The organism is Planctomycetaceae bacterium (assembly GCA_041398785.1).
Classification (GTDB): Bacteria; Planctomycetota; Planctomycetia; order Planctomycetales; family Planctomycetaceae; genus JAWKUA01.
Window position 1 is genome coordinate 386,392 of the sequence record JAWKUA010000001.1, and the last position, 25,964, is coordinate 412,355.

Annotated in this window: 15 protein-coding genes and 1 pseudogene; 5 read left to right on the top strand and 11 right to left on the bottom strand. The window is 60.7% G+C overall.

Annotated elements, in window-relative coordinates; genetic code table 11:
- Positions 1–88: 88 nt before the first annotated feature.
- From R3C19_01515 to R3C19_01540, 6 genes are all read right to left on the bottom strand, one after another.
- Positions 89–316, bottom strand: a complete 228-nt coding sequence (locus tag R3C19_01515) for a hypothetical protein (protein MEZ6059019.1) — start codon at positions 314–316, stop codon at positions 89–91.
- The gene (locus R3C19_01520; protein ID MEZ6059020.1) at positions 313–810 is read right to left on the bottom strand and encodes a sigma-70 family RNA polymerase sigma factor; all 498 of its coding nucleotides are present in this window, start codon (positions 808–810) and stop codon (positions 313–315) included. The genes R3C19_01515 and R3C19_01520 overlap by 4 nt, the downstream gene beginning before the upstream one ends.
- 36 nt (positions 811–846) lie before the next feature.
- A complete protein-coding gene (locus tag R3C19_01525) occupies positions 847–2,163 on the bottom strand; it encodes an LEPR-XLL domain-containing protein (GenBank protein ID MEZ6059021.1) in 1,317 nt (438 codons plus the stop codon).
- A gap of 89 nt (positions 2,164–2,252) precedes the next feature.
- Positions 2,253–2,459, bottom strand: a complete 207-nt coding sequence (locus tag R3C19_01530; protein MEZ6059022.1) for a hypothetical protein — start codon at positions 2,457–2,459, stop codon at positions 2,253–2,255.
- Between the two features lie 105 nt (positions 2,460–2,564).
- On the bottom strand, positions 2,565–3,713 hold the full coding sequence (locus R3C19_01535; GenBank protein MEZ6059023.1) for an HlyD family efflux transporter periplasmic adaptor subunit: 1,149 nt from the start codon (positions 3,711–3,713) through the stop codon (positions 2,565–2,567).
- A 97-nt stretch (positions 3,714–3,810) separates the two neighbouring features.
- Positions 3,811–5,790 carry an HlyD family efflux transporter periplasmic adaptor subunit gene (locus R3C19_01540; protein ID MEZ6059024.1) on the bottom strand — a complete coding sequence of 660 codons (1,980 nt, stop codon included), beginning with the start codon at positions 5,788–5,790 and terminating at the stop codon, positions 3,811–3,813.
- Positions 5,791–6,355: 565 nt separating this feature from the next.
- Here R3C19_01540 and R3C19_01545 point away from each other — a divergent pair.
- The 3 genes from R3C19_01545 to R3C19_01555 all read left to right on the top strand — a co-directional run bounded on the left by R3C19_01545 (position 6,356) and on the right by R3C19_01555 (position 11,178).
- Positions 6,356–8,293, top strand: coding sequence for a TolC family protein (locus R3C19_01545; protein MEZ6059025.1), 1,938 nt, complete (start codon positions 6,356–6,358; stop codon positions 8,291–8,293).
- A 223-nt stretch (positions 8,294–8,516) separates the two neighbouring features.
- A complete protein-coding gene (locus R3C19_01550) occupies positions 8,517–9,482 on the top strand; it encodes a sugar phosphate isomerase/epimerase family protein (protein MEZ6059026.1) in 966 nt (321 codons plus the stop codon).
- Between the two features lie 427 nt (positions 9,483–9,909).
- Positions 9,910–11,178: a DUF3472 domain-containing protein gene (locus R3C19_01555; GenBank protein ID MEZ6059027.1), complete on the top strand. Its 1,269-nt coding sequence runs from the start codon at positions 9,910–9,912 to the stop codon at positions 11,176–11,178.
- A gap of 5 nt (positions 11,179–11,183) precedes the next feature.
- Here the strand turns inward: R3C19_01555 and R3C19_01560 are convergent, their stop codons facing one another.
- The gene (locus R3C19_01560) at positions 11,184–11,945 is read right to left on the bottom strand and encodes a DUF3365 domain-containing protein (GenBank protein ID MEZ6059028.1); all 762 of its coding nucleotides are present in this window, start codon (positions 11,943–11,945) and stop codon (positions 11,184–11,186) included.
- A gap of 636 nt (positions 11,946–12,581) precedes the next feature.
- On the opposite strand from R3C19_01560, the gene R3C19_01565 reads away from it, so the two are divergent.
- Positions 12,582–13,013 carry a phospholipase A2 gene (locus tag R3C19_01565; protein ID MEZ6059029.1) on the top strand — a complete coding sequence of 144 codons (432 nt, stop codon included), beginning with the start codon at positions 12,582–12,584 and terminating at the stop codon, positions 13,011–13,013.
- 246 nt (positions 13,014–13,259) lie between these two features.
- Here R3C19_01565 and R3C19_01570 read toward each other — a convergent pair whose 3' ends face one another.
- The 4 genes and pseudogenes from R3C19_01570 to R3C19_01585 form a co-directional block, all read right to left on the bottom strand.
- Positions 13,260–13,634, bottom strand: coding sequence for a BON domain-containing protein (locus R3C19_01570; GenBank protein ID MEZ6059030.1), 375 nt, complete (start codon positions 13,632–13,634; stop codon positions 13,260–13,262).
- A gap of 189 nt (positions 13,635–13,823) precedes the next feature.
- A complete protein-coding gene (locus R3C19_01575; protein MEZ6059031.1) occupies positions 13,824–18,341 on the bottom strand; it encodes an SdrD B-like domain-containing protein in 4,518 nt (1,505 codons plus the stop codon).
- A gap of 1,131 nt (positions 18,342–19,472) precedes the next feature.
- Positions 19,473–19,595 (bottom strand): annotated as a pseudogene (locus R3C19_01580) (Ig-like domain-containing protein).
- A gap of 206 nt (positions 19,596–19,801) precedes the next feature.
- Positions 19,802–22,612: a hypothetical protein gene (locus tag R3C19_01585; GenBank protein ID MEZ6059032.1), complete on the bottom strand. Its 2,811-nt coding sequence runs from the start codon at positions 22,610–22,612 to the stop codon at positions 19,802–19,804.
- A gap of 803 nt (positions 22,613–23,415) precedes the next feature.
- Here R3C19_01585 and R3C19_01590 point away from each other — a divergent pair.
- A complete protein-coding gene (locus R3C19_01590; protein MEZ6059033.1) occupies positions 23,416–25,905 on the top strand; it encodes a hypothetical protein in 2,490 nt (829 codons plus the stop codon).
- Positions 25,906–25,964 lie beyond the last annotated feature (59 nt).

Below are 25,964 nucleotides of genomic sequence, written 5' to 3' on the forward strand. Positions count from 1 at the left end.
GACTTACGAAGCCACAAACCGGCAGGATCTGCCGAAGCGAAGCGTGTCCGGCGGGCGATATTCGGCCAGGGTCGAATGGCCGGCGAAATCAGTGATCGTCCGCGGTGTTCAGTGGTGAGGCCAGCTCCGCGGCTGCCTGGAGAGCGATGTAGGCTCCCAGGCAACCGCGACAGCGGCGCAGATGGCTGAACAGAACGGACGACAATTCGCCGTCCGGTTCTGCCAGCAGCTCGATCGGCAGGCTTTGGCGGACCTGCCGGCATTCGTCATTCATTGTCGCGGATCGCGCGGACGAGATCGATTCGGAAGAGGTCATGTGGCCACGTCCAGTTTCAGTCGAAGTCGTTCGATGGCTTTCTGTTTTCGCCGTGTGACTGCCTGAGGTGAAAGGTCAAGCAGCCGGGCGATTTCGGTTCCGTCGTAACCGCGCCGCAACATTTCAATCACCAGTCGCTGATCCAGCGGCAGGGATTCGATTTCGTTGCGAAGATCGATAATCAGATCGGAATCCGGTTCACAGTCGGCCGGTTCAAACTCCATCGTTGTTTCCGCGGGACCGCCGCGAATGCAGCGCTTCCGCAGTTTGCCAAAAGCTCGATCCGTCGCTCGGCGGACCGCCTTCTGCAGGCGCAGGGTCTGAGACTGCGGATCTTCCGAGAATTCCTCCAGCTCTTCGTCCGAGTGATTGAACTGGATCCACGCGTCCTGGAACAGGTCATCCGCGTCGTGCGTCGCACTCAGATGCCTGTTTCGAAAATACTGATATCGGGTCAGATTCCGCATCAGGGAATCGTCAGAGTTCAGAGGCATTTCCTGGCTCCGTGAGGTGTTCGAAGGACTTCCAATTCAGCGATTGGATGTCACCGAAGGACCTCGTGGAGCAATACTGTGCCGCAGCCGTCGAAGCTGCCCGGACATCGCATCTGTCCGGCCGAATTCCGAGCCCGAAAGTGAGTCGCTGACGGGCGGGCCACGCGGGTTGCAGTCAAATTTCAGTTGCTGCCAGATCCCGGAAATCTCCGGCGGTTCCGGAGGTTGATCGGAAAGCAGCAGTAGTGTCGGGTCGCCGCCGATGGAAACTTCCAGCCGCGCCATCGCGTGCTGTTCGCGATGCAATTCGCGCGGGCCGGAATTCGAATCGGAAGGTTCCGCGAATTGTTCATGAGCCTCGGACAGGTCGCCTGCCGGAACCGGGCTTTCCAGAATTTCATTCGTCGCGCGCGTGGTCAGCCAGGCTTCGACGGACGCACCGGCGGCTTCGTATCCATCGGCGGGACTCCGATTGCCGGAATGCGCGGCAAGGCTGCTGTTTGAAGTCGGCAGGACAATCGTCAACAAACCATTCGCAGATGAAACCCCGACGGCAAGCGGATTGTTCAACGGCGTCGGACGGATCGCGAGCTCGGCAGCGAGCGGCACCAGTCCAGGACCATCGTTCAACGGGAATTCGGCCGGTGCGGGCGATGTCGTGTCGCCGTCGGCACCGTGCGCGCCGGCGCCGCTGGAGGCGTCCGGCCCTTCGTCGGCGGCACCGCCGTTCAGCCGCGGTTGTGGTCGGCCAGTTGCCGACAACGCAGCCGCGTTCGTGGAATCAGCAACGACGACACGATCCGCTTCCCGCCGCAGTGGGTCCGTTGGCGACACGAGATCCTTCGTCGATTTCACCGTCGGCTGTGTCGGCAGCGATGACTCGAATCCTGGCAGCTTAAGCGTGATGTTCGGCAATGTGATTGGCAGCGAGTGCCCGGCATCTCCATTCGGCAGCGGAACCGAACCGCCGGAAGAGTTCACCGCGAAGTGAACGGTAATCTGACCGCCGGAAAGATCGATCACGAGCCGCTGTCCGGCCGGGAGCGAGCCGGAAATCTGAAGCGTCAGAACGCGATCACGGCCGATCGGTGGCGAAGGGGAGTCTTCGCCGTTGACGGCGTCGCCGCTGCCCGGAGCCGTCTTCTGTCCGTCAGGTACGAACACCGCGGCGGAATGCTTTGTCCGCGGGGAAGACACCCGAATGGTGCCGTCGACCTGTCGCGTTCCGTCGATAATCGTCGCCGGGACGGACATGGTGGAGTTCTGCGAAACGGCAACAGCAACCGCTTCAGAAACATCGCCGACGGCGGCGGACAGCAGCAGACGCGGTTCCAGTTGCGCTTCGACCGACAACGGCGCCGCGACCGTCTGGCAACGTCGGCGTCGCCGGGATCGCAACGGATATGACCGCGGCAGCCATCGATGAAGTATCTGCCGGATCTTCACGCCGTGATACCTTGCAGGGTACGGTGCGGGAAGCTGCGGCTGCGGCCAATCCAACCGGCGAATGTACCTTCACACACGATGGCCGTACCGAACCCGTTCGGCGCCCACGCTTCGCAGGGCTCCGCTTCTTTCTGACCGGGTTGCGGCAGCGTGATTGTCAGCAGCAGTTCCTGCGGCGATGTTGTCTGATTTGATGTGCGCATCTTGCGCCCCCTGGTTCTTACAGGACCGGCGACGGACGGGATTCCGCCCGATCTGACATTTTTCCTGCGATTTCCGAAAAGATTCGCCGGGACATCCGGCGGACTTCAGTCGGTGGAATTCAGAATTCGCATTGATCCCAGCGTTCCGGGCCGAATCGCCAGGTCGGAATTTTCGAATTCCGCGCGAATCCGCACCTGCTGGTTAACGGGGTCGATTTCCGAACTGACAAACGTAATGTGGCCGGGAATCTCACTGCGACCAGCGGCGGGCGGGCTGCCGTTGTCGCCATTTCGCTGGTCTGCAACCGCGGAAAGCCGCCCGGCCGGTGTAATCAACACGCTGCGGCCGACCAGCGACTGATCGGCATCAACGGCGTCGAGAAATCCTTCCGCCTGCAGAGTTTGCAGATGAATCAGGCGAATCACAGCAGTGCCTGGTTCCAGCCATTCACCAGGTTGCTTTTCGATTTTCGCGACAACGCCGTCAAAGGGAGCCACGATCCTTCGACGCCGCAACTCCAGGCCAGCAGCGGCACCTTCGTTTTCCACGATTTCGCGATTGATGCGAGCGACGCCGGCATCCTTCTGAGTCTGCTTCAGCGCGAGTTCGAATCGGGCGATGGTCTCCTTTTGCTGCTGCAGCTCGGCCTGTTCCATTTGCGGCCTCAGCTTCGCCTGGTCGTGATCGTGCCGGGCCTGTTCGAGCTGCAGTTTCCGGTAACTCTCCGTTGCTTCCAGGCGGTCGAATTCCATCTGAGAAACGGACTCCCGGAACTGTTGCCGGGCCTTTCCTGCGCGGATCAGTTCCAGTCCCGCCAGTTTCCATTGAGATTCCGCGAGTCGCACGGCGACGTCGTTTTCGGAATCGGCCTGAGACAGCTGCAGCGAGACCTGCTGGCGCTGTTCCGCCGCCTGGGCCTCACGCAGTTGAGTGGCCGCGGACTGCACGGCAAGGTCGTCTTCGCTGCGGGCGACGGCGATCGCAAGATTCAGCTCGGCCGTCTTCAACGACAGTTGCTGCTGTTCGTTCGTCAGTTCGGCCAGTAACTGACCGTGTTCAACGCGCTGCCCTTCGGTAACGTGAAGTTGCTGGATCACGCCCGCATCGTGAGCCGACACGCTGGCCTGTCGAACCAGGCTGACGGTGATTCGCGGAATGACAACCGAAGAATCCTGTGCCTGCGCCCCGACGACGGATGGCAGCAGCAGGCAAAACCAGGTGAGCGACGTGCTGAAAAATTTCCCGTCGGACATTGCCTTCGACTCCTGTTGAATGTGCGGCCTGCACCAGGCGATCAATCCCCTGACCTCACACCGATTTTCGTCGCTGTGAATTCGCGGCCGGCACGACTTACAGCCACGCAAAGCTGACCTGCTGCAGGAATTCAATCACTTCGCGAAATATCACGAATCCCAGGGGCCGGCGTCCACAGTCGATTCGTGCGGTCACTGATGTTCCGGGGCGAAGGTCGGAATCTGCGGATTCTGCAACGTCGGCTCTGGCAATGCACGTGAGCTGACCGTCGATGAGCTGAATGGCTGAGTCGACCGTTGTCAGCGTCGCGTCATGCCGCTCGTCGGGACGAGCACGCAGCAGGTAGCGTACGGTCACGGGCTGATCGGTCGATCGTCGATGAGAATTCAGGTATCCGATCATCGCGTCGGAAATCCGCAGTTCCAGTTGCCACGGTTCGTTGTCGGGAACGATCTCCAGAAGCAACTGTCCGCGCTGGACCGGGCGTGAAATCAATTCGTGAAGCGGTTCACGGCGAAACACCATTCCGTCGACCGGAGCTTCAATGCGCAGGGCGCTGATCCGATCCAGCAGCAGTTGCCGGCGTTCGTTCAGGTTGTTCAGCCGCAGTTCCAGCAGTTGTTCGTCGGAACTCTGCCGTGTTTCGAGCCCTGCAGGTGATTCATTGCCGGAACCCGTCAGTCGAGCCGTCCGCGCCGCGGCAAGCTGAGCACCGACGGTATCGATTTCTCCCTGAAGCTGACGCTGCTGAAGCTGCAGGTCCGCGTTTGAAAGTTCCAGCAGCACACTGTGGCTGCTGACGTGCTGGTCCTGCTGAATCGGCACAGCCTGAACGACTCCGTCTTCCGGCGCGAAAACCCGCTGCCGAAGTTTCGGTGAAAGCTGTCCGGTTGTTTCAATTTCAAATCGTACTGGCCAGAACAACAACACCACGACCGCCACGGCTCCACTCGCGCCGATCAGTCGTCGCCTGCCGGAAGTTCGCGGGTTCGCATTCGGAACAATCGCCCGAAGTCGTTGACGGCAAATCTGCACCAGTTCCTGCAACACGGGTTCGCAAGGCGCTGCGGTGTCCGTGAAGGCTTCAACAACAAGAACATGTTTCGGGGTGTTGTGATCCTGTTCTGACTGCGGTTGGGAAACAGCTGTGGACGTTTCGTCGCGAGATAGCGGAAGGACGCGAAACCGCGAGACGCTGTTGGACGCCAGCACTTCAGTCGCACGTTCGATCTCGGGTTCGTTCGCTGGTTCGTCGACGTCAATCCAGCGACTCGCGCAGGATGTCGCAGCGCTTCCGGCAATCGCCTCGATGGCTCGGACCGAAGCGGCGGCGGGATTGATCTTCTGAACACCGCTCACGGCAATCACGCGACATGCCGTGCCGTTCCGTTCCAACAGCGAGACGCGACAGTCGCCGAGCACTGCGGGGGTGCTGTGCGCAATCGCGGCCGCGAGTTCGGGAACGGTACTGCAGTCACTGAGCCGAACAGCCAGCGCCGTCATCGTCCGCTGCTGCCGCAGCCGGGATTCCGATTCCGTTACCAGTTGACGACTGGCATGTTCCGCGACGACAGACAGCACGGCGTGCCCGGCTTCGGTCAGCGATTGATCAGTCGCCAGACGTGACGCCGCGACCAGCATCGTGCATCGAATGTTGTCACCAACCGGCGTCGACAGCACCACAACCGAGAGGTCCGGGTCAGCACACGTCGCCGCGCCGCGGGCCGAAGAAGACTCGGCCAAAGAACATTCGGCCAGAGAAGATTCGGCCCTTGACCATTCGGTCGCCGAGATGATCGAAGTGCGCTGGCTGGACGCCTGCAGAACTGCGTCGTCCGGCAGGGCGATGGCGATCGTCCCCGCGTCGGCAAGCCGCTCGACGCTGCCATTCCATGCGTCGTCAGGCGAATTGTCGTCATGCCGAACCAGGACGAGTTCGACAGCCGGGACGTCTGCGGCAAGGCACAGTGTGTCGCGGCATTCTTCGGCCAGCTTCGCGATCGAGACGCCGCCGGATGCTTTCTGTTCAAGCTGTTCCAGCCGCGACTCGAAGGCCGGCAGCCATTCGTCTGTCATGGCGATCGTTGTGTTCGCGAAGGACGGAAAGATGTGACGACCGGAATTCTGGCAGGACTGACCGTGAACGGAAGTGAACAAAGGCAGCGCGCGTTCCGCCCGCCGCCGACACTGTCCGGCGAGCGCATTTCCGGGGCGTGCATGTTCGCTGGCGGTTGACGTGGCCGGCATGGCCTAGACGCACAAGCGCGTGGCGGACTGTAACGATTATCCGGGTTGTTCCGAGCGTTCGGATTATGCAGGCGGAGGGAAGCAATTCTCGCTGGTTTCGTCGCCCCCAGGGCATGCGGCGGATTCTGACGACTGCAGCGGACGTGAAAGTCGTGATGAATGATCGGCGTGGATTCGCGCCTCTGACCGATGACAACGTCAGGCAGATTGCACTCCGCAGCGCCACCCGCGCGGCGCGACTTTTCAGGAGTGTCGCCGGTCAACAGCAATGTCAAATTCCGCTCGGAACCCGAAGGACTCACGCGCTTCCGGCGGCGAATGCGCCGCCGCGGGTTCCGCTGCGCACGCGCCGGGCATCAGATGGCTGACGCGAATGGTCGCGGCAATGTGCGCCGTGATTGCATCCGGGGTGTTGCTGCTGGCTGGCTGCAGCACTCCAGCCGCCTGGCAGGAAACTGTGGGAAACGACACATCAGCGATTGACCGAGTCGCGGCAAGAGTCGATCAGCCGGCCACGGAAATTCACACCGCCGCCATGTCCCAGGCTCCGCTGACCGCGCGGGATCAGATCCGGCTGGACGAGATCTCCTACGTGGACGTGTCGCTGGACGAAGTCTTGCGAGTCGCCATGACGAATTCCGACGTGCTGCGCGAACTGGGCGGCACGGTCCTGCGGCATCCGGAAATCATGTACTCGCGATTCTCCAACAGCCTGCAGGTGACGGACCCGCGTTTCAGCCCGGAAGCGGCTCTCAGCGCATTCGACGCGCAGCTGAAGGCGTCCGCGTTTTTCAGCAACAACGACCAGATCTTCAACAATCCGTTCTTCGCCGGAGGCATCACGAACTTCCGGCAGGATCTGAACGAGTACAACATCGAACTTTCGAAGCGCACCGCCACGGGTTCCCGGTTCGCGCTGCGTTCGATTTCGAAATACGACAGTAACAACGCTCCCGGTAATACGTTCCCCAGCGCCTGGGACACGTATCTGGAAGGCGAACTCCGTCAGCCGCTGTTGCAGGGCGGCGGACTGCAGTTCAACCGAATTGCCGGTCCCGGCAGCAGTCCCGGAGTTTACAACGGCATCCTGCTGGCCAGGGTCAGCGCCGATCGCACTCAGGCGGAATTCGAAGTCGCCGTGCGTGACTACGTCAGCAACGTGGTCAATGCGTATTGGGACCTGTACTACTCTTACCGGGATCTCGACGCGCGTTCGCGAGCGATGCAGCGGTCACTGGAAGTCTGGAATCGGGTTCGATCACGGCAGCAGAGTGATCTGGATTCCGGAGCTCGTGAATACCTGGCCCGAGAACAGTACTACCGGTTTCGGACGGAGGTCGATGAAGCGCTGTCCGGCCGGCTGGTGCAGGGGACTCAGAATCGCAACGGCAGCACCGGCGGAACCGTTCGAGGGGCAAGCGGAGTGCAGGTTGCCGAACGCCGGCTGCGTTTGCTGACGGGAATGGCGATCACGGACGGACAACTGCTGCGCCCATCCGATGAGCCTCTGCTGGCCGATGTCGTGTTCGACTGGGACGCCGTGATGCACGAAGCGCTGAATCGCCGGCCGGAAATTCGCCGACAGCAGTTGCAGGTTCGTCGCCGGGAAATGGAACTTCTGGCGGCTCGCAACTTTCTCAACCCGCAGCTCGACGCCGTGGGACGCTACCGTTTTCGCGGATTCGGGCACGACCTGGTGAATTATGACGGCCTGCAAAGCAGTACGGCTCCGTCTTCGGCCGCGGGCAGTCTGACCACCGGAGATCTTCAGGAATGGTATCTGGGCGTTGAGTACACGGTTCCGCTGGGATTCCGGAAGGCTCACCTGGCCGTCACGAACTCCGAACTGATGCTGTCGCGCGAACGGATCATTCTTCGCGAACAGCAGCGCGAAGTTGTCCACGACCTGAGCAACGCGATCACCGACGCGTCACGAGCATACGAAGCATGCCGCAACTGCATGAACCGGTACCTGGCGGCTCACGAACTGCTGCAGGCGTACGAAGCCAGAGACCAGAACGACATCGAGATCGACGTCGACCGACTGCTGGACGCTCAGCGCCGCGTCGCCGAAGCGGAGATCCGCTACTTCCAGTCGCGCACCGAATACGCCGTCGCTCTGAAGAACGTTCATCTGGAAAAAGGTTCGCTGATGGCCTACAGCGATCTGGAGATTCTGGATGGCGAAGTTCCTGTCGTGACGGAACCCGTGACCGGCACGGAACAGTCCGATGCGGGTCAAGCCGACACCGAGCCGCCCGCCAGGTCGACAACAGCACCGGACGAAGCCAGGGAACCGGAGCCGACGGAACTTGACGATTCCGTCGAATAACGATCGGCAGGACCCGCTCACGGCGGCAGCGATCACCGTGGACTCCGGCGGGATTCTCTTCAGGCGACCATCCGCGGAACGGGCTTCGTGTAGCGATCCCGCGCCCTGCGACTCCAGCGCGTGAGATTCCGTGAAAGCCCGCCTGCGAACTGGCGTTGCCCGCTGACAACACGCTACAACGTATTCCTGCCGAAAATTGCCGTTCAATCAGGAAGTGTCATTCATGAACCCCAGTCGCCGCCAGTTCCTTGCCGCCGCCGCAGCCGCAACCACCGCAACGATTGCCGCGTCGCACGTTGCCGCGTCCGGAGCTTCCGCCGCGAGCGCCGCCGCCCAGCCGACGGAGTTTTCGTACTGTCTTAACACCGCCACGATCCGCGGCCAGGAACTGGGGATCGAACAGGAAGTGCGCGTCACCGCCGAAGCCGGTTATAACGCCATTGAACCGTGGATCGGCAGTCTGCGGAAATTTGTGGAAAGCGGCGGCGTCCTGAAGGATCTGCGATCGCTGATCAGTGACAGCGGCCTGACCGTCGAAAGCGCGATCGGATTCGCTCAATGGATTGCCGACGACGAAGCCGCTCGAATGAAGGGGCTCGACGAAGCTCGTCGAGACATGGAGATGCTGCGCGAGATCGGCGGGACTCGCATCGCGGCGCCGCCGGTGGGCGCTCACAACGACGGACCGAAGCTGGACCTGATGGTCGTCGCGGATCGCTACCGAGCTCTGCTGGAAATCGGCGACGAAACCGGCGTCGTACCTCAACTGGAGGTCTGGGGCTTCAGCCGCAACCTTTCTCGACTCGGTGAATCCGTGGCCGTCTGCGTTGAAGCGGGACATCCAAAAGCCTGCCTGTTGCCGGACGTGTACCACATCTTCAAGGGCGGCTCTGACTTTGCCGGCCTGTCGCTGCTTTCGGATTCGGCCATTCAGGTGTTTCACATGAATGACTATCCGTCGGAACCTTCGCGGCAGGAGATGAACGATTCGCACCGCGTGTTTCCCGGCGACGGCGTCGCTCCGCTGGCCGACATCCTGAACATGATCGGCGGCCACGGTCGCAAAGTGGTGCTTTCACTGGAACTGTTCAACCGCGATTACTGGCAGCGCGATGCGCTTGAGGTTGCAAAGACCGGGCTGCAAAAAATGCAGTCGGCCGTCGCGTCGATCCAGCCAGCCAACGCCTGACAGCCTGCCGCCGGACCCCCGGACGGCTTCGCCTGGGAGAGGTGCCGGCACGGCTGCGCCGCGAATTGCAAGTACCCCTCCCGGCCGAAGGCCATCAGGGAGGGGTCGAACGAGCGAAGCGACGTTCGGGGGAGGGGACGTCCGCGCAATGGTCATTCTGCGTTGCAGAACGCTGAACGCGCGCCCGGCCCTCTCCCCGGCATCGCTTCGCTCGCCCGACCTCTCCCGGACGGCTTCGCCTGGGAGAGGTGGATAGCGCGGACGCTGCGCAGTGAGGTCTGCAGGCCGTGTTGCGTTGGGGGCGTCGGCAATCGGACGTGTTCGAGAGGTTGCCAAAGCTCAAGCGAAACGTGATGCTTTGCTGCCGGCTGCCGTCGGGCGAACGCGGAAGTTCCTGCGAAACAATCTGCACAAAGGCGCGACAGACATGCTTCGGATTTGCGTATTACTGACCGTGCTGACTTCGACCCTGCCGGCCGAGGAAATCCGCGTTCCGGCTTTCACGTCGTATGTCGATCCCGACGGCGACGGCGCGCGAGTGTCGGAGAAACGCGGCGTCACTCAGTGGACCGATCCGGGAACGGAAATCGTGTGGTTCGGCCGGTTTCAGCACACGGGGAAATTGACGGCCACGGTCGAACTCAGACTTCCCGCAGGCATGACATCGATGCTGCAGCTCACCGTCGGGCAGCATTCCCGCCAGGCGGAAGTGACTGGTCAGGGTGACTCGCTGGTGACCGCAGAGTTTGGTGCGTTCAACATCGCAGACACGGGGTACCAGTCGTTTCGGCTGCGATCCATGAACAGTGAAGGCCATGCAAACGGTGACATCGAAGCGCTGGTGCTTGATGGTCCCGCGACCACGGATTCTCACTTCAACCTGAAACCCCGGAGAAACGCGGCTTCGGTTCATTTGTTCTATCCGATTCCGAACGACACTCAGATATCGGCGTTCTATTGCGAGATGACGGGGCTGGAAGATCCTCTGTGGTCGTACTACATGGCCTGTGGCTGGCATCGGGGCTACTTTGGAATGCAGGTGAACAGTCCCACAGAACGCCGCATCATTTTTAGCGTCTGTGACAGCGGCAACGAAGCCGTTGATCGCAGCAAAGTCGCGGCGGAAGATCGGGTGACACTTTTCGACAAGGGCGAAGATGTGTTTTCCGGCGATTTCGGAAACGAGGGCACCGGCGGGCACAGCCACCTGAAGTTCCCCTGGGTCACCGGCGCAAAGCAGCGGTTTCTGGTAACCGCGGAACCCGTCGACGAAACTCACACGATTTTCGCCGGCTACTATTTTCGGCCGGACACGCAGCAGTGGATGCTGATTTCAAGCTGGAAGGCACCGAAAGAAGGCGGCTATCTGCGCGGCCTGTACAGCTTCAGTGAGAACTTCGTCGGCCGAAACGGCCACGTGCTTCGCAAAGCTCTTTACGGCAATCAGTGGATTCGTGCCGCAGACGGAACGTGGCGGGAATTGACAACCGCCAGGTTCAGTCACGATCCGACCGGCCGGGAAGACCGACTCGATCGATTCATGGGAATCGAAGACGGTCAGTTTTTTCTGTCGCACGGCGGGTATGTCGAGGGACAAACAGAATTCGGCAATACGTTCGAACGTCCCGCCACCGGTGATTCTCCGGCCGGAATGAAACTTCCGCCGCTGCCCGCGCCGCGGCGATCCACGGAATAGGCGAACTACTCCGGCGCGCCGTCTGCCGCGGGCGCGGGGACTTCGACCCAGAACCAGCCGCGAAGATCGTTTTCGTGGAATCCGGTGGCCTGGTCGCCGGGATACTGCCGCTTCAGCGCGGCCTGAACATCGGCGGGGATCTGATCTTCGGTGCCGTGGCAGACGACGCACTTCTGCTGCAGACGGATCGGCAGCAGCACTCCCAGCGTTTCGTCCGCCAGAGCGACCAGCCGCGGCGAATCGACTTGTTCCGTCACGAAATCCGTCGCCCAGTCGGGGGCCGGGTTCATGGAATTGCGCAGCCGGAACGACGTTCGCCCGATGTCGACGCCGAATTCCTGTTTGACCTGTTCCGCCATAGCGGGAGCTTCCGCGCGACACACGTCAATGGCGGCGGCCGGCCCGTTCTGTTCGATAACGCTTGTCAGCCGACCGGAAAGCCTGGTGAACAATGCGTCTCTGGCAGCCAAAGCTGTGGTGTGCTGTTCCTGCTGCGACGCCGAAAGCTGTTCGACAGAATCGATCTGCCGAACACTATCGACCGCCTTGTCCGGTGCAGCGACCGAGCCGGAGGTTGCCGACGGCGGCGACGTCGTCGAAGCCTCCCGCCCGCAGCCGTTCAGCAGCAACACAGCGATGACAGGAATTGCAGCAGACGGGTTGCGACGCATGATGGCTCCTTCGGACTGTCCGGGAATGTTCCTGGGAAGTGACTGTGGGGGAACGCTCCTCGCTCCGGCGACGGACTGCGGAACAGTCCGCAACATTCAGCGCACTCCTGACCGGTGATCTCCTGATGTCAGCGCTTCCGGATCAGCAGTGACGTCGTCATTGTCGTCTTCCAGCTCTGCCGATCGCGGGTTGTCGCTTTCGGCGGCTGGGTTCTTCGGTTGAGAATTGGCAGAGTCCGACCGGACCTGGCAGCTATTGCTGAGTCAGGTCTGCATTCCGAATTTCGGAAGCACCCACATGTTCAACACGAACCAGCCCGCCAGAACGGCCAGTGGAATCCAGAGGTCTCTCATCGTCTTGCCTTCTTTGTTGGTCTTGCTGTGCCAGTTCTGCTCGCCGCGCCACAAGGTGTGACGTAACCGCTCAGTCCGCACGAATCGGTCCCCACGTTGTTGTGTTGTCGTTTGCTGCGGAGTAGCGGCAAATGTCGTGCCTTCCGATTTATCGAATCCGGGCAGCCAGACGCGTGAAACAATTCGATCGCCGCGAACATTGTGGAACGAGTCCGCCATGTGCCGCGACTTGTGTTGAGAAGTATTTCCTTCTGATCGCCTGCAGGCAATGATTGGCATTCAAGTTGCGAACGGTATCCGTCCGTCCCCGGCTTGTGCGGCGGGTGACCGCGCTGTCGTGGCAGCGTTCCGTTTACTCTCGATTGAGGAGAAATGACCATGAGAACATTGACGATCCTTGCGGTAATGGCCTGCTGTGTCCGCGCGGAAGCTCAGAGGCCGGACCTGGCCGCGTGTCCCTGCGGACCGGACTGGATTGTGGGAGCCGACCGGGCACTGATACCGCAGGACTGGTACGGCGCAAACTTCCGTCCGGCCTGCAACCGGCACGACGCGTGCCTGAACGCCGGCTGCGACAGCCGAGGACGATGTGACAGGCAGTTTCGGCGAGACCTGCTGGCCTCCTGCCGAAATTCCGCACGACCGGGTGAATGTCGACGAGTGTCGAACATCATGTACCGTGCCGTTCGCTCATACGGCGGACGCGACTTGTCGCCGTACGAACAGCAGGCGGCCATCAATCGCCTGCGAGAAGCGAACGCTCGCTACGGAAGAAATCCCTATCCGGGCTACGCAGGCTATGGATGGTAGCTCGCCGGATCCTGCCGACGGTGATTGCGCGAATCGAACCTTGCTGTGATCACCCGGAGTCGCGGCTTCGCACGGAGCCGCCAACGTATCCTGGCCGGGTTGTGCCACGGATTGCACAGTCCGGTCGCTTGCGGGTTGCCACGGATCGACGGTGACCGGCACTCCGGCAGTTGACACTCACGTGACAGCCATTCGATGAAAGACCCGGCGCTGTTGGAACATCGCTGCCGGCAGCGGCGGCTCGTGTCAACAGGCTGAACCGATTGGGGACTGTTCGGAGGACACCTGCACGTCGTTCGTCAGGCGGTCCACGTCAGGAATCGCCAGCACGGATTGCTGCGCTATCTGCTTCAGATGCCAGCTTGGCACCTGACCTCGCAGCCAAACATTTCCGCGGCTGACTCCGACCGCCACGCGCTGAAGTTCGCCAAAGCCGGATCGGCGAAACGACTGCTGGATTGTCTCCAACAGTCGATCGTCGTCGGCACTTCGCGGCGAATCCGGTTCAGAAAGAGTGACATGCTGTCGAAGGTTGTCGGCGAAGTCGCTTACCGGCTGCGGTGCGGACAGCGTCCTGTCAGACACCCTTCGGCCGGCGTTCAACAGTGAGGTAATCGTCATTGAGAGCTCCTTGTAGCCACGATGTGCGTTGAAGGACGGTGCACGCCACAACAGCGAGCCGGTGGAGCCATCATTACCTCGCTGTGTGAATTCCGCATCAAGAAATGACGGTCAACTCGTGTCAGGAGTTTTTCCACACGCAGCCTGCGAAAGCCGGCATCGCGCGGATGTCGCCGATTTCAGAATCGTTTACGGCGTCAGCAGGTCATCAACGGACTCTGACAGCACTTCGTCCAGAACCTGCAAATCGCTGTCCGGGGGACTCGCGGGTTCAGGGCTGGCCGCCAACGCTGCAGTTTGAGTGCTGGTCCGCGAAGACTGATAGGTTCCCGCCGACCCGGATGATGCCGTAGTCGGAACTGACGGTGGTGCTGTCGGCGGTGCCGGATACCACTCCGACGACGCGAAGCCCGGACCGAACAAACCGGGAAACGACGTGGGCGGCATCGCCAGAAAGTGCTGGAACACGATCACGGCATCGGAAATGTTCAGAATCGCGTCACCGTTCATGTCCGCGAACAGGGAATAACCAGCGCCGCCGGGCTGGGCCAGAAAATTCTGAAACACCAGCACCGCGTCGCTGATGTTGACCAGTCCGCTGCGATTGGCATCGCCGGGATTAACAACGAAGTGGAAATTGAAATCGTTCGCGGGGTGTCCCTGGGGAGCCGGTCCGCCGGAAACTGAGTCGACCTGGTTGACGAAGTCGCCGTCCAGCGGATCGCCACTGACGCTCAGCACGGTGTCCTGGATCTCCAGTCGCAGCGCGTCGACCGGCAGCGCGGCATTCAGATCGATGATCATCTGATTTCCGACGACGTTGATCTGGCTGATTGACGGTGACGAGTTGACGGCATGAATTGAAACGTTGCCGTTGGCGACGACCGAGCCGGCATCAATGTCCTGGCTGAACGTCACCACCAATCGCCGGATATTCGACCACGGCAGCGGCTTTGTCTGAGTTGCCGCACCGGTCAGGACCGAATAGCCGATTCCCGCGCCGGAACCCGCCGGCGCGCCGTCCGACGTATCGCGGAAAGCTGCAGACCATGACGTGGAGCTGACCTGTAAGTCACGCACCTGCATCCTCGTGACCCCGGCAACCTGCAGCACGGAGATCGCACCGCGATTGGCGCCACCGTCGTCTCGACCGGGAATTCCCACGACCAGCTCGCTGACGCCGTCGCCGTTCAGGTCGCCTGCGTACGAAACGGCGGCTCCGAAGTTGTCCGCGTTGTTCAGCGCTCCGGTGAAGCTTCCCTGAGTATCGCTGACCTTCTGCTGAGACTTCACCGTCCCGTCGGTGTGCATCAGCAACACGTAGGCTGCTCCGCGATCGGTTCCGCCGTCGTCGTCGCCCAGTGCTCCCACGACCAGGTCCGTCACGTAGTCTCCGTCCAGATCGCCGATCGCAGTGATCGAGCTTCCGAACTGATCGCTGACATCCAGTGCCGCCGAAAAGCCGCCGGTCGTGCTGCTGATCTTCTGGTGCGACTTCACGGTTCCGTCGGAGTTCAGGAACAGCACGTAGATGGCGCCGCCATCGGCGCTTCCGTCGTCATCCCCGGATGCTCCCACGGCAAGATCGGGGACACCATCGGCATCGAGATCGCCGACACCTGCCACCGATGACGCGAAGGAATCACCGTCCAGCAGCGCTGCGGTGAAGTTGCCGGATGTATTGCTGATCTTCTGAAGCGCCTTTACTGTGGCATTGGCGTTCATGAACAGCACATACGCGGCTCCGCGGTCTGTGCCGCCGTCGTCATCGAACGGCGCGCCAACGACCATGTCGCGGACACCGTCGCCGTCGAGATCGCCGATGCTGGCGACGGAAGTGCCGAAGCCATCCGAATCGTCCAGCGATCCCGCAAACGGACCGGAGGCGTCACCGATTTTCCCGGCTGACTTCACGCTTCCGTCGGGATTCAAAAACAGAGTATACACCGCACCGCGATCGGTTCCGCCGTCGTCATCGCCGGGGGCGCCCGCGACGATGTCGACGACCTGATCGCCGTTCAGGTCGCCGAGTTTGGCCAGCGAGCGACCGAATTCGTCGCCGTGACCGAGCACGCCGCCGAACCCGCCTTCGGAATCACTGATCTTCTGATGAGACCTGACCGAGCCATCGGCATTCAGAAACAGAACGTAGACGGCCCCGCGAGACGGACCGCCGTCGTCATCGCCGGGGGCACCGACCACCAGGTCCGGTATTCCGTCATGGTCCAGGTCACCAACGGATGTGACGGCGGCACCGAACTGATCGAAGTTTTCCAGAACGGCTGTGAAGCTTCCGGCCGTATTGCTGATTCGCGTGTCAGACGTCACGACTCCGGCGGAAGGCTGGTAGCTGCCGAAGTTCAGATCCTGCTGAATCCGGTCAGCCAGGACGGTGACGCGATACGCTCCATCAGTCGCGGCGACGTATTCCAGAGCGTCCAAACCGGTGACCTGTGACAGCGACAGCAGCGGCGACTGAGCCCCAGTGATCGGGTCAACAATCATCAGGCCGGTGGCATTCTGTGTGGGCATGACAAATTCTGATCCGAACGTTGCAAAGCCGTATGCGTTGAATGCCGGATTTGCCACGGACAGCAATGTGGCGACGCCGTTCGTCAGATCGAATTCGTAGAACTCATCGTCTGCGTTGTCAAAAAGGAGGAATTTGCGGCGAACGGGATCGAATGACACGCCGCTGGTAGCGGTCATGCCGGGGTTTCCCGGACCGATCACGGTTCCCGCGCCGGTGGCCCGGTCGAAAGCCATGAGTCCGTTGCCGCCGGTCGTCGAACCGGCTCCGTAAAGCGTGTCGGTGAGCGGATCGTACGCCAGTCCCCACGCGGCGTTTCTCCCGACGGCACCGATCAGCGTCGCCTGGCCGGTAGCCGGATCGACAGAATAGAGACCATCCGTATTTGTTCCTGACAGCGCGTACAATTCGCCATTGCGAGTGACCGTCAGCCCGTGGATGTTCGCACCCAGCGCACCGATCGTGCTGACCTGGCCGGTGGCGGCATCGATTGTGACCAGGTTATCCGGGCCGGCGTCAACACCGTAAAAGAACGCCGGCCTGTTCCCCGGTGCGGTCTCCACGTGACCGGCGGGGACAAGTTCGCGAATCGTGTAGTCGCCTGTCGGCAGATTCATAAACAGGAAGTTCCCGCCGGTATCGGTCACGTCGAAGAGTTCACCGGCGTCGAGCATTCCGTTGTCGTTTGAATCGAGGTAGACAGTCACTCCCGACACGGGGTTCTCACCGGAATCACGAACGCCGTTGGCATTCGTGTCTTCGAACTTTGTACCGCTGATCGAACCTGTGGCTCTAATGTTGCCGAAATCGAGTCCGGTGATCGTCGGCGAGGAACCAACCGTGATGCGATGGCTGCCATCAGCGCCGCCTCCGCCGCCGAGACCTGACATGTCAAAACCAGTCTGAAAGCTGCGGATCAGCGTTCCATCGGGAGCGTATACCAGCACGGTACCGGACAGGTCATTGAAGCCCAGGTAGATTTCCCCGCTGACACTTGTGATTCCGAAATTGTCACCGTTGCTGACGGGTGCGTGTGTGAATGTGCTGTTGACCGATCCGTCCGCAGGATTCAGCAGAGCGACCTGGTTTGAGGATCCGACAGCACCGACAAGCTGACCGCCCGCAGCGTCCGGCAATTCACCGAGACCTCCAAACGGATTGAAGTTGCCTCCGGCGCTTAACTGAATCGTGCTTGTAAGCGTCATTGTGACCGGGTCGACGACTTCAATGACGTCGGCGAACGGATCATTGACATAGATTGAACCATTCAGCGCCGCGACGCCGTCCCAGCGTCCGGTGGCGTCCAGTCCGAGCGAACCGAGCACTGCACCGGTGTCCGGATTCAGCTTGTACAGCGTGTCCGTGTTCGCATCGACCAGAAACAGGGAGTTTCCGTCAAATGCCAGGCCGCTGGTCAGGGTGATCGCCCCGACGGCGGGTACAAAGGACGCCAGCGTCAGGCCAGTCTGCGGATCGACCTCCACAATGCGTGACGGGCTGGACGGATTGAAATCGATGGCAAACAGCCGGGGGATTTCCGTAACGGGAAACGTCTTGCGATAGCCATCCGGAACCACTTCCCGCACAACGTAGTCGCCGGCCGGGACGTCTGTGAAGGTATAGTCTCCGACCGCATCGGTGACGGCGAACGGTTCGATTTCTGTCGTCAGCCTGAGATTGTCGAGCACCACAGAACCGGCATTTGCCGATGTTGCATACAGGTACGCCATCCCCGGTGCAAAGATCGTGACGGTTCCGAATTGATTCAGCGCCAGCACGCCGGTTGTTTTGGACGCAATCAGGTTTCCGGCGGCATCAAACGCCTGCAACAGCCCGGCGGTATTCGCTGTCGCCGCGGTGAAATCCAGACTCACGGACGGAACGGAACCGTTGAGTTCCACCTTCATCCGTGCCGGGAACTGTGAGGACTTCGACCACGTCGTGCCGTCCGCGTCGTAGGTAAACGCGTACTGCCCGGTCGAAGTCGTTCCGGAAGGGACCTGAATGGTGCCTACGGGACTCGTTTGTCCGGAGCCGTATTCGGCGGTCAGCGTGACTTCCGGAAGCACGTTTGAAACGTCCATATTCGGATAGTTGTCCGGTTCCAGGCTGATTTCTCCGGTACCGTCAAGCAGGGCGTTGTCGTTCAGGTCCAGGTAGATGGTGATTCCCGCCATTCCGTCTTCACCCGCGTCGCGCTGACCGTTTCCGTTGATGTCTTCGAACTTGGTACCGCTCAGCGTGGCTGTTTCATCGTCGCTGGTCGTCACGGTGACGATCTCGTCAGCAACGGCGTCAAAGTCATCATCACTGGCTGCGGCGTCGATGCTGATGGTGATTGCCGTCGACTGATAGCCGTCAAAAACGCCGTCATCAATTCCTGTCACAGTGACCGTCTGCGGCTGATTCCAGTTTGCCGGTGTGAATGTCAGCGGCGAGAGATCAACCGTCACTTCGCCGGGGTCGCCGCTGGTGATAGTCACAACGACGTTGACGGCCGGTTGTGCGTTCAGCACGACGTCAAATGTGTCGGTCGTGCCGGACTCACTCACGCTTGTTCCGCCGCCGGTTTCGGTCACAGTGATGCCGGCGATGTCGTCATCCACGGTTGTAACGCTCGTTGTTGAATCAGACAGCGGGTCAAAGTCGTCGTCGGAATTCTGGTCATCAACACTGATTGTGATCAGGCTGACCCGGTCGCCGTCGATGATCGCATCGTCCACACCGGTCAGGGTCACAATCTGAAGTGTGCTCCAGTTGGAAGGGGTGAATGTCAGAACGGCCGCATCGGCCGTCACTTCGCTTTCGTCGCTGCTGGTGACAAACAACACGACATTGCTGGTCGGCTGGGCGTCGAGTACGACGCTGATCGTATCCCAGGCGCCAGATTCACTGACGGAGGTCACGCCGCCGTATTCCGTCACAGTGAAGCCGGCAACGTCGTCGTCCGCGTTGCTGAAGTCGACAAGCACGTCCGGCAGCGGGTCGTACAGGTCATCACTGTTCGCATCATCAACGGCAATGGTGATTGTCGAAGTCTGCAATCCGTCAATCAGGTAATCGGCGACTCCCGTCAGAGTCACCGTCTGCACGGTATCCCAGTTCGCCGGAGTGAACAGAAGTGTCTGCGAGTCGACAACGCCCTCCGTCGTATCGTTGCTGGTGATCGTCAGCGTGACGTTTGAGGCGGGTGGCGCATCCAGCACGACGCCGAAGGAATCCGTCGAGTTCGATTCGCTGACCTGCAGTCCGCCGGGCGGAACGTTCGAGATCGTAATTCCGGGCACCGGCGGCGCTTCGACGTTGATGGAAACTGTCGCCGTCGACGTGGCTCCGTCGGAATCGATGGCTGTGTATTCAAACGAATCCAGGCCGGAGTATCCCGGATCCGGCGTGTATTCGAAGGCCCCCGTGCTTTGCATCACCAGGGTGCCGTGCGCCCGGCGATGTTGTTCCGACTACTCGCAGAAGTCCGTCGCTTTCCGTGTCGTTGAGCAGGACGCCGGATTCGTTCTGATGCGTTGATCGGTAGTCGATGGTTCCTCGCAGCGCCGGAGTTCTCGATTCCGTGTACTGCACGAATTCCGCCGCGAAGCGAATCAGAATGTTCGCGGCGTCATATTCGATTTCGAGGACTTCAAATGAGCCAACGTGACGCGTGGAACCGCGCCCATTGCCGCTGATATCCAGCAGCGCGTGAGCCGTTGCTGCCGTTGCGAGTCGCGACCGGATAGCTGCCCACCGCCAGAGACCCTGCGTCCGCCCAGAAGTTCAGGCTCCAGTCCGTCGTTCCGGAGTAGTTAAATCTCACTCCCGACGTGCCGTATTGCTGGGCGATCGACAGAGTCCCGGTGGTCAGCGTGTAGTTGTTGCCCTGTCCGACATATTCTCCCGAATCACTCTGAAGCGTCAACAGACTGGTGACCACCGGAGCGAGCGTCAGAACACCGTCCTGATCGACGGTGTAGGAATCGTCGGCGGCTGTTGGAAGCTGGTCATTGGCGGAAACTACGTTGACCGTTGTTTCGGCGGAGCCAATCCAGCCTTCGTTGATTGCGGAAAACGTGATGGTCCGGGGGTTGGTGTCAGGACTATTGCTGTTGTTGTAGAAACGCACCGAACTCAGGGCCGCCTGATAATCGGCGACAGTTGCTGTTCCGCTGAAGGTGATGGCACCGGTTTTGGAACTGAAGCCCTGGTACAGAATTCCATTTTGGGAAAACCCGGAAAGCGAATCCTGGCCTTTCCGGTAGTTGCCGGTGATTCTGACGACGGCTCCCGTCATGACGTCGCTGTCGTCGGTCAGAGTCAAACCCGGATCAATGATCACCGACACCGGCGACGTTGATGAACCGTTTTCCGTCAGCGTCGCAGGCGTTCCGGACGGTGTTACGACGGGAATGGCCACGGAGGCGTCAGGGTCGGCGAAGCCCACAAAGACTTCCAGACCGGTCGTCACCGAAAACGCTTCCACCGCCTGGAAGTCTTCGTTGGTGGTGACGACATAGCCATACGGAATCGCAGTTGAACTTCCGGCGGCGACAATCCGTCCCGTCGCATCGATGTCGATGTCCTTCAGCGGATATCCGGTGACCAGAAAGTCGATGAGCTGGCCCTGCGAATTGTACTTGTAAAGGGCCTGCTCCCAGCCCGTGGCGAAGATCTCTCCTGCGGCGTTGACGGCGATGCCATAGTGTGTTGTGAACTGCAGAGTCACCGTGTTCAGCACCTGCATCGTCAGCGGATTGATTACGGCGACCTGGTCGCCGCCGCCTCCGGATTCCAGCGCATACAGGTTTCCGTCGAGTCCAATGGTGACGTCGAAGATGTCGAACGCGGTGTCGGCGCGGTCGACGGCATATCCATTCGCGGTGTCGAAGCGAATCACGCCGCGCGATGTGCCTGTGTCACTGACATAAAGGTACTGCCCGAACTTCGCAACACCGCCGGAAAAGATGTTGCCTCCGGTGCCCCAGCCCGGATCGGTGTGGTTCGTTGTGGCCTTCGTCACAACGTCGATATTTGTCAGGACGCTGCTGCCGTTAATGACTTCGATATCGCCCTGATCGTTGACAACCACGTCGCGCAGTTGAGTTCCCAGCGGATTCAGGTCGAAGGTCTGGATCAGAGTTCCGTCAGGCTTGTATTCACGCACATAGCGATCATCGACGGCGACCAGAATATTGCCGGGACGGATCATGCCCCCGTCGTCATCAAGTACAACAATCGTCGTTGCTCCCTGCAGATAGCCGGGAGCATTCGCTTTGACGGACACGGACGTGTTGCCGTCAACGATCTCGGTATCGATGGCGTCGACCGGGACAACCACAGAGGTTTCATTCGCAGGGATCGTGGCGGTCAGCGGAACATCCAGGCGGGAACTGGTTTCCGTCAATGTGACCGTCAGCGGCTGCGAAATGTCGGTGTTTGTCCGCGTGATCGTGAGCGACGTCGCGCCCGTTCCCGCGCTTTCGACGATTGGTGACTCTGCCGCCACCAGAACGAAGGTTTCGGCGTCGGTGACCAAAAGCCCGGCGGAACCACTCGCCAGTCCGGAGGCGGCCGCTGAAATCACTACCGGAATGTCACCGTCCAGCAAAGTGTCGTCGACAATATCAATGGCAAACGGAGCCGACGCGGAACCCGCCGGAATCGTCACGCTGGTGAGTGCGGGAACGGCTTCGGATGGTTCGCTGCTCGACAATGTCACTGTCAGATCCGCTGACGTGTCCGCATTCAGCCGCTCGACGATTCCGCTGACCGCGCCGGTTCCTGCTGTTTCGGCAACGGTTGTCGTGTCAAGGGTGACGCGCAGCGACGGCACCGCAGAGCCGGATGTGGTCAGCGTCAGCGTTGGTTCAAACTCGGGAAAACTCGCCGGCGTTCCTTCATTGCTGTACATCCCGAACCCAAACGCGGTTGATGTGGGTGAGATCGAAAGGCGAATTCCGATACGGCCGGACGCGTCGTACAGCGACTGAATCTCCGCGGCGTCCAGTTGCACGGTATAGCTCGAAGGATTGCCCATCGTGAACGTCGCCACCAGCGTCGCCGGACCGGTCGCGTCAGAAGACGTCAGGGCACCGTCCGCCGAGTAGCTGAAGACGTCAACGACAGGGTTGCCGCCATATCCCGCGTTTCGCTGAAGGCGAAACTCCGCTGCGTCGATGGTCAGTCCGGCGCCCAGGCTGCTGACGTCAAATTCCAACAGGCCGCGGTCGTCACCGGGATATCCGGCCGACGTGGGATAGTCGCGCACTCGGATGTTTCCGGCGGTCGTTGTCAGATCGGGAAATGTTCCGTCCTTATTCGTGTCCGTCGCATATCCGTCGACAACGGGACCAAATGCGTCAACGGCCAGCAGCGTGCGGTCCTCCAGAATCTCCGCCGCACGGTACGTCTCCCGACCGACGCGCCTCCATCCGCGAGGACCTTTCTGACGCGTCATCAGCGAACTGATGACAGACTGCAGTGATCGGACCCTCTGCCTGAACGGCGCGCCTGATGGCCGAGTCATGACTCCTCCGGTGTGCTCAAGTGGCAACAAATGAAGAGGGCTCGTTTGAACTCAGCCCCCGCCCGTGGCTCTTATACTGGCCGCGCCGGACGCCGATATTTTTCGCTCTTCTTACTCCCGCGAGCCCGAATGTCTCATTCTGCCCCGCTCGCGGTATAGCTTTGAAGAGACTAGAGACTGCGAAAGCACGATGCCACTGAATTGAAAGCGGCTTCGCATTTCGGCCGGACCTGGACTGAACGGCTGCCCATCCCATGCGGGCTACTACTACGTGGCACGATATTCGGACAAAGCATGCCGACGCCTTGTCGGAGATTGGATGATGTGCCGGAACTGCGACGAGTGCGACGGGACGGCGATCCGGTTACCCGGTGTAAAGCGGACCAAAGTGCCGTCGTACGCACAGATCCTGCGAAGAGACGGAAGCCTCCCTTCCGTGAGTCGTCCGCACGAAGCCGTCGGCGAGTCGACACATTGACCGACCGCCGCGTCCACAAGAATCGCGTCACGGGAAATGTTTGCGTGCGGCAGTGCGCAACCGGGTCACTCCGGCCTTCGCGCGCCGGCCTTTGCACACCGGCTTTCGCGCGCCGGGGAAATGCCGGGGCGATCTTTGGTGATTGTCGAACTCAATCGCAGTCTTCGGTTGCCTGGCAGGCGGCTTCCGTGTGGAATGTGAAACCTGCCCGTGCAGCCTGTTTCCCGTCGACAACGCCTCCGGACCATCCTTTCCCATGATGCGAATTCGTAATGACCAGTGGCCGGTCCTGCTGTGCCTGAGTCTGCTGGCCTGCTGTGTCTGCGAAGTTGAAGGTGCGGAGTCAAAGGAAGTCTCGGTCATCGTCAGTATCGGCGGTGCGGAACGCGCGGTTGGCGGCCAGTGGGCGATGATCAAGGCGGACGTCGCGAACAAGTCTGACACGGATCAGGAAGCCACAATTGTTGTCACGCCGAGGGGAAGCAGCGGACTGCAGTATGCTCGCCGCGTCCATGTGCCGGCGGGAGTCGTAAGGCAATGTCACTGGCCGGTCTTCACCTGGCCTACCGACGAGAAAATGCTGCAGTTTGATTACGTTGTCCTGCAGGGAAGCGACAACCAGAATCTGGTGCAGCGGCGGATGGCGGAAGAAGTTGTTCGCACAGTGTCCGTCGGCAATTCCGCGATCAATCCAGCATCCGGCGGCGGCTATTGCGGCTGGCTGTCGACGGATACCGAATCCCTGCGGGAACGTCCCATCGTCGAGCACCTGAACGTTCTGATGCGGGAAGCGGCGGGCACTCCGGGAATGCAGGTTCTGCTGAATCCCGACAAGATCCAGGGATATCCGGAAGCATTCGACCTCCTGAGCCAGTTGGTGATTTCCGCGTCGGACCTGCATCATTTTCCGGAAGCGTGCGATGCGACTCGCGTCTGGATTCAGCGCGGCGGCAAGGTCTTGATTCATGTCGACCAGACCGGCCCGGAGGTTGTGTCGGCGCTGCTGGGCGATGCGTTTCCGCTGACGGTGATCGATGCGACGACCACCAACACGATCGATCTGGTCATCAATCCCGATTCGCTGAAGACTCGCTATCCGGTCCGCGAAGTCCACCGCGAGTTTGAGGAACCGGTGCGACTGCTGCGGACAATGATCGAAACCGGATACGTCCACTGGTCGATGGACGGATGGCCGGTGCTGGTGCAATTGCCGCTCGGCCGCGGACAGGTTCTGCTTTCGTTCATGTCCCCCGAAATCTACATCGAGGATCAATTGAATTCTGCGGGCCAGCCGGTCGGCAGCCGGATCACGACTTACAGCGAACAGATTCGCGAAGCGGTTTTTGTCCAGCCGGAAGCTCCGCCGCTGGTCAGTCGCGAAGTTCTGTCGAAAGTCGCCGCCGATCGCGTGGGCTATTCCGTGCCGACAGCCGGATTCGCCGCGTCTGTGATGTTCGGATTCACGCTGGCTCTACTGGGAGTCGGGCTGGTTGCCTTCCGGCGCGAGAAAGCCGCGGTAATGTTGTGGCTGGTTCCCGTGCTGGCGATCGCCGCCGCCGTTCCCGCGATGATGGCAGGATCCGCTTCGCGAAATGTGGCCGGTGAGACGGCCATTCGGCAGGACGTCATCTTCGTGGCGCCAGGACAGACGACGCTGGCGATGGACGGAGTCGCGTCCGTGTATTGCCCGGAACCCTCAACTCTCGACATTCGTCTGACGGATTACGCGCTGATGAATCCGCCGGAAGAAGAGTCCGGCGGAGAAATTCACCGGCTGGTGTGGACCGAACGGGGCGTTTCGGAATGGCAGAACCTGACACAGCCCACGGGAATCCGAAATTATCGAACTCAGTCACTGCTGCGGCTGGACCAGCCGTCACAGGCGGTCGCCACGTTTGACGCAAACGGACTGACGGGAAAACTCAACACGGCGTCGACGTTTTCCCCTGAAGACGCGGTGGTGGCCGGATTGTCGCCGGACCGGATGGCCGTCACGTTTGACGATGACGGCACGTTTCACAGTACTCCTGCCGACGTGCTGTCGTCGCAGCAATTCAGCATCACGACACTGCTGTCCGACGACCAGCTTTCCCGAGCCTCCGTTTACTCCGAAGTCTTCAATGACGATCCGCGAACGGAAGTGTTTCCGAATGAACTGAGCCTGCTGTATTGGTCCGATTCGCTGCCGTCGACGATGTCGCTTGCAGCCGGTGAAATGGGGCAGCAGGCATCCAGTCTGCTGGTTCAGCCGCTGAAACTGACATCGCCGCCGGTCAATACCAGGATCACGATTCCGCCGACGATGCTGCCGTACCGTGCGGTGCTGGACAAGTACGGCGGCATCGGCTCCGCGTTCAGTAACCGGAACCGTGTGTGGAACGCGTCCGAAGGCTCGGCGAACCTACTTCTGGAATTCTCTATTCCCCAGGTGTGCCAGCCGTTTCAGAGTGATTTCGCCAGACTGGATCTGCGAATCCGCGCGGGGCTGCGGAAGGTCGACGTGTCCTGCGGAACCCGCGAAACGCTGCAACTGGTTCAGACTTTGGATAGCCCCGTGGGACTGTTCACCCTGGAACTCCCCGTCGACCTGCTGCGGGAAGCCGAACAGGGCGGCCATGTCCTGATAAAACTCTCCGTGGGCGACGCCGAAGTCGTCAACAGCGACGGGGTCTCAGAAGGCGAACGCGACGACACCTGGAAGATCGAGCGTCTGATGCTGACGCTGCAGGGGCAGAGAATTGAGTGATCCCGGCGGACCGGCGTTCTGTTCCGCTTCAACGAACTTTGAACTTGAGATCCCGAACC

Excerpts from the sequence above, each read along its gene's own strand:
- R3C19_01515 (MEZ6059019.1), bottom strand. The coding sequence starts at position 316 with ATGACCTCTTCCGAATCGATCTCGTCCGCGCGATCCGCGACAATGAAT.
- R3C19_01520 (MEZ6059020.1), bottom strand. The coding sequence starts at position 810 with ATGCCTCTGAACTCTGACGATTCCCTGATGCGGAATCTGACCCGATAT.
- R3C19_01530 (MEZ6059022.1), bottom strand. The coding sequence starts at position 2,459 with ATGCGCACATCAAATCAGACAACATCGCCGCAGGAACTGCTGCTGACA.
- R3C19_01535 (MEZ6059023.1), bottom strand. The coding sequence starts at position 3,713 with ATGTCCGACGGGAAATTTTTCAGCACGTCGCTCACCTGGTTTTGCCTG.
- R3C19_01540 (MEZ6059024.1), bottom strand. The coding sequence starts at position 5,790 with ATGACAGACGAATGGCTGCCGGCCTTCGAGTCGCGGCTGGAACAGCTT.
- R3C19_01550 (MEZ6059026.1), top strand. The coding sequence starts at position 8,517 with ATGAACCCCAGTCGCCGCCAGTTCCTTGCCGCCGCCGCAGCCGCAACC.
- R3C19_01555 (MEZ6059027.1), top strand. The coding sequence starts at position 9,910 with ATGCTTCGGATTTGCGTATTACTGACCGTGCTGACTTCGACCCTGCCG.
- R3C19_01560 (MEZ6059028.1), bottom strand. The coding sequence starts at position 11,945 with ATGTTGCGGACTGTTCCGCAGTCCGTCGCCGGAGCGAGGAGCGTTCCC.
- R3C19_01565 (MEZ6059029.1), top strand. The coding sequence starts at position 12,582 with ATGAGAACATTGACGATCCTTGCGGTAATGGCCTGCTGTGTCCGCGCG.
- R3C19_01570 (MEZ6059030.1), bottom strand. The coding sequence starts at position 13,634 with ATGACGATTACCTCACTGTTGAACGCCGGCCGAAGGGTGTCTGACAGG.
- R3C19_01575 (MEZ6059031.1), bottom strand. The coding sequence starts at position 18,341 with ATGGCGGGAATCACCATCTACCTGGACCTGAACGACAACGCCCTGCTT.
- R3C19_01585 (MEZ6059032.1), bottom strand. The coding sequence starts at position 22,612 with ATGACGCGTCAGAAAGGTCCTCGCGGATGGAGGCGCGTCGGTCGGGAG.
- R3C19_01590 (MEZ6059033.1), top strand. The coding sequence starts at position 23,416 with ATGATGCGAATTCGTAATGACCAGTGGCCGGTCCTGCTGTGCCTGAGT.